5 protein-coding genes are annotated in these 4,393 nt (G+C 42.3%); 4 read left to right on the top strand and 1 reads right to left on the bottom strand.

All coding sequences use genetic code 11. The annotated features are described in order from the left end of the window. From AC3E8G_RS10175 to AC3E8G_RS10165, 3 genes are all read left to right on the top strand, one after another. The coding region (locus AC3E8G_RS10175; protein ID WP_490677648.1) for a DUF2075 domain-containing protein at positions 1-1,003 on the top strand (1,003 nt) is incomplete at its 5' end. Positions 1,004-1,215: 212 nt separating this feature from the next. Continuing rightward, positions 1,216-2,067 carry a VOC family protein gene (locus tag AC3E8G_RS10170; RefSeq protein ID WP_490677647.1) on the top strand — a complete coding sequence of 284 codons (852 nt, stop codon included), beginning with the start codon at positions 1,216-1,218 and terminating at the stop codon, positions 2,065-2,067. A gap of 147 nt (positions 2,068-2,214) precedes the next feature. Beyond that, positions 2,215-2,754, top strand: coding sequence for an NADPH-dependent FMN reductase (locus AC3E8G_RS10165; protein WP_490677646.1), 540 nt, complete (start codon positions 2,215-2,217; stop codon positions 2,752-2,754). A 29-nt stretch (positions 2,755-2,783) separates the two neighbouring features. Here the strand turns inward: AC3E8G_RS10165 and AC3E8G_RS10160 are convergent, their stop codons facing one another. After that, the gene (locus AC3E8G_RS10160) at positions 2,784-3,479 is read right to left on the bottom strand and encodes a VIT1/CCC1 transporter family protein (RefSeq protein ID WP_414282170.1); all 696 of its coding nucleotides are present in this window, start codon (positions 3,477-3,479) and stop codon (positions 2,784-2,786) included. A gap of 235 nt (positions 3,480-3,714) precedes the next feature. Between AC3E8G_RS10160 and AC3E8G_RS10155 the strand changes: the two genes are divergently transcribed. Next, positions 3,715-4,323 (top strand): hypothetical protein, encoded by a 609-nt coding sequence (locus tag AC3E8G_RS10155; RefSeq protein WP_490677645.1) that lies wholly within the window; start codon positions 3,715-3,717, stop codon positions 4,321-4,323. Positions 4,324-4,393: the final 70 nt, after the last annotated feature.

Below are 4,393 nucleotides of genomic sequence, written 5' to 3'. Positions count from 1 at the left end.
GGTTGTGAATCATGATGATCAACTCAGTGTTTATCAAGAAATTGAGAAAAAATTGGAATGGAAGAGTGGATCAAATATTAATGTTGTGATGAAACCAACTCAATTTTTGAATGCTCTGAAGAAAGAAAAAACTGATGCTGGAATTGTAGTGGTTGATGAAGGTCATTTATTATTGACTGCAAAAAATCAAGCTTATCTAGGTGGGAATCATCTAAATGATTTACTTTCTAAATCAAAAGTAGTAGTACTTGTTTATGATGAAAATCAGATCATGAACAAATCCCAAATATGGACAGATGATTCTTTCTTGAAATTGGAACACGAAGCCAATTTAAAAGGAAATCTCATTACGCTACATAACCAAATGCGTATCCATGCTACAAAGGAAACAGTTGAGTGGATAAGAAATCTGATTGATGTTGGAGTTGTGAATGAGGTTCCAAGAGATAATGATTATGATATTAGAGTTTTTGACTCTCCTGAGGAACTTCAAAGTGCAATCATGGAAAAAAATGATAATCAGAGTTTAGGGATTTCACGCTTAACAGCAACCTATGATTGGGAATATAGTAGTCAATCAAAACCAAAGGATTCGGACTATTGGTGTGTTCGTATCGGAGACTGGTCTTGTCCGTGGAACAGACAACTTGCAAAAGAAAAAGAATCTAAACATTTATCTTGGATAGAGCAGTCTCAAACGATTCATGAAATTGGCTCAACGTTTACCGTTCAGGGATTTGATCTAAATTATGTGGGAGTTATCATTGGCCCATCTGTCAAATATAGAGACGGGAAAATCATTTTTGATATAAGTGAAAGCAAAAACAAAAGTGCTGTGCAAAACAGAAAACTTGAATCAGGTGAAATGATTAATTACGGAGAAACATTATTGCGAAATGAGTTAAATGTTTTGCTCACCCGTGGAGTTAACGGGCTATATGTCTATGCGGTTGATGAAGAACTTCAAAATGCTCTTAAGAAAGCAATTGGAAATAGAAAGTAAGATTTCAAAAATAGTTTCCCGAATTTTGATAAGGGTAGCAGAAGTGTTCTAAAGTAAGATAATTATTTTGTCCAACTATTAAACTCACAACCCTCCTTAGTTTTCTAAGGAGGTTTTTCTGTCGAGTTATTTTTCTTGCTTCTTTGGAAAAAGAATGTATAATGTTGTAATATAAAAAGTTACAACTAAACAAGACCAAAAAGGAGACACTTATGACCTACGCCTACAATAGCAAGATTTACTTGGCAGAAACAGCGCTAAATGTGAAGGATTTGGCGCGCCAGACTGCTTTTTACACCCAGATTATGGGGTTGGAGATGTTGTCTCAGACTGAGGAGGAAGTCCTTCTTGGGGCTGGAGGCAAGCCCTTGGTCCACCTCATCCAAACGGATCGGACTGAGTCTGTTAAGGCTAGCTACGGTCTCTACCACATGGCCATTCTCCTACCTAGTCGGGAGGACTTAGCGGATGTCTTCAAGCATATGGCTGAGCTGAAGGTTCCCTTTGTCGGGGCTGCCGACCACGGCTACAGTGAGGCTCTCTATCTTGAAGATCCAGAGGGCAATGGCATTGAGCTCTACCGGGATAAGCCGGTGGCGGAGTGGGATATCCGTGAGGATGGCCGCATCATTGGGGTGACGGAGGAGCTCTATGCGCAAGAAATCTATGAGATGGGTCGCAAGGTGGAGCCCTTCCAGATAGCGTCCGACACCCGCATGGGCCATATCCACCTCTCTGTGAGAGATAGCCAAGCAGCGTCAGCCTTTTATCAGAAGGTGCTAGACCTGTCGGATAAGTTCACCGTTCCATCAGCCAGCTGGATTGCCTCTGGAGACTACCACCATCACCTGGCTGTCAATGAGTGGGGTGGCAAGCACTTAGCCAAACGTGAAGCGAAACTTCCTGGTCTTGCCTATTACGTTGTCCAAGTAGAACAGAAAGAAGACCTGGTTGCCATCGCAGAGCGAGCAAAAGAAGAGGGGGCACCAGTCACCTGGCTGACCTCAGGCGAGCTCGAGTTTACAGACCCGGATGGGATTGTAACCCGCGTCAGAAAAGGTTAGAAACCTTGATAAATTAGGGTTTTTTAAAGAAAAAACAAAAATAGTAAAAATTAGTGACATTCCAAGATGTAATTCTTGATATTACATCTAGGCCGTGTATAATAGTTTTTGTAACAAATAAACTTACAACAGAAAGAGGAAACAACTATGAAAAACATTCTATTTATCGTCGGATCTCTTCGTCAAGGATCTTTTAACCACCAAATGGCTAAGAAAGCAGAAAGCCTTCTTGAAGGAAAAGCAACAGTGACTTACTTGGACTACAAGGACATCCCGATGATGAACCAAGATTTGGAAACTCCAACCTTACCAGCAGTGCAAGCAGTGCGTGATGCAGTCCTTGCGGCGGATGCCATCTGGATCTTCTCACCAGTTTATAACTTTGCCATTCCAGGTGTAGTGAAAAACTTGATTGACTGGCTAAGCCGTGCCCTTGACCTATCAGAAACTCGTGGTCCATCTGCCCTCCAAGACAAGATCGTAACAGTGTCTTCAGTCGCTAATGCAGGACACGAGCCAATGTTTGCGGCCTACCAAGCCCTCTTACCATTCGTTCGTACCCAAGTAGTCGGAGACTTCACAGGAACAACCGTTAACCCAGAAGCCTGGGCAACAGGTGAATTGATCTTGACAGACGAAGCAATCGCAGGATTGGAAAAACAAGCTCAAGCCCTATTGGAAGCGTAAAATAAGCTGAGACAGAAGTCTCAGCTTTTTTAGATACTAAACAATTGTCCAAAGAGATAGGTAACTCCCATAGTCAGTAGTCCGATGACCAAGTTACGGATCATAGCCTGCTTGGTAGGGGCCTTTCCTAGCTTGGCACTGGTGTAGCCGGTAAAGAGAAGGGAAAGGGCCACGATGATCACCGTTGCTGGGATCCGGATTTCTTTTGGCAAGAGGATAATAGACAGCATAGGTGGAAGAGAGCCGAGGACAAAAGCTACAAAACTAGAGATGGCCGCATGCCAAGGATTGGTAAACTCTTCAAACTCCAGTCCATACTTTTCTTCCACCAAGGCCTTGAGAGGGTGTTTGAGAAAGGACCGCTCGGTCATGATTTGAGCAGCCGTTTCGCATTCACCATTTTGGATATAGGCCGCATAGAGGGAGTCGCGGGCGGCTTTTGGATCCCGGTCCAGAAGGGCTTGCTCCCGACTCACAGCGGCTTCTTCTGTATCCTTTTGGGTGGATACAGACACGTATTCACCACCCGCCATAGAGAAGGCACCGGCTAGAATGGCAGAAAGGCCAGAGAGAAAGATGATCCAGAGATTGCTGGTCGCACTGGCAACCCCGATAACAACTCCAGCGATTGAGATAATGCCATCATTGGCACCGAGCACTCCAGCCCGTAAGATATTTAAGCGGTCGTTGAAAGAAGCATCAACGCCATGTTTTGTTTCACTCATACTTGTCTCCTAATCCCTTATTTAGAATGATTATAATTAATCTTATATAATTTTGCAAGTCTTTTGTCCTAAATGATAAAAGTCCGACAATTTAAGAAAGGACTATAGAGGGTAGAAGGCTTATCTCATCTTGAAAATATAGCGTCAGCAGAAGGAGCTAAGATATTATAATGCTTTGACATTCGAAATAATTTTAGATATAATTCTATAAATGAATTATGAATAGGAGTTAACCATGAAAAAATTAGTCGCAAGCGGTATTACCCTTCTCTCGGTCTTGACCTTGGTCGCATGTTCGGGAAATCAAACTGCAAAACCGAAGGATTCTTCAGAGAAATCTTCTAGCAAGGTGGAAAAGAAATCTTCTTCCTCTAAGAAAACATCCTCATCTAAGAAGAAATCATTTTCTTCAAAGAAATTTGAATTGACAGATGATACAAGTAGCTCTTCTAGTCAGTCTACTTCAGGCTCTGGCGCTCAAGCAACCACTCCAGAAGTTGTTTTGGTAACAGATCAGGAAATTGAAAATGCGAAAACTATTGGGGACATCAAGGCGCTTTATGCAAAATTAGCTGAAAATTATAAGAAGTATGCCAATGAACTGGGAGAAAAGTTGCCAAAATCTGAACAAGAATCTTACTTCAAGGCCTTGGAACCTGGTATCAAGAAGCTGGATGAAGAGTTGGCTTCTGTGAATGAAACTCTTGCTCAATTTGGAGATGATACAACGCTATTCCCAGAAGAGAACCGTGCTGCTTTTATTGAGGCCTTCAAAGCAACTCGTGATACCATGACAAACGCTATGGTATCTGGCTATAAGTTGGTTGCAGGTTTAACTAGCTAAGGCTCCTGTCTTCTCTGTGGAGCCCCAGTTTTTACAGCTACAGATTGGATCTGAAAAGAAATAAAAAAAG

This window comes from Streptococcus sp. SCPM-O-B-15294 (M123), from assembly GCF_058200455.1.
The sequence above is the reverse complement of the archived record's forward strand: the minus strand, read 5'-3'. Positions and strand labels throughout refer to the sequence as shown.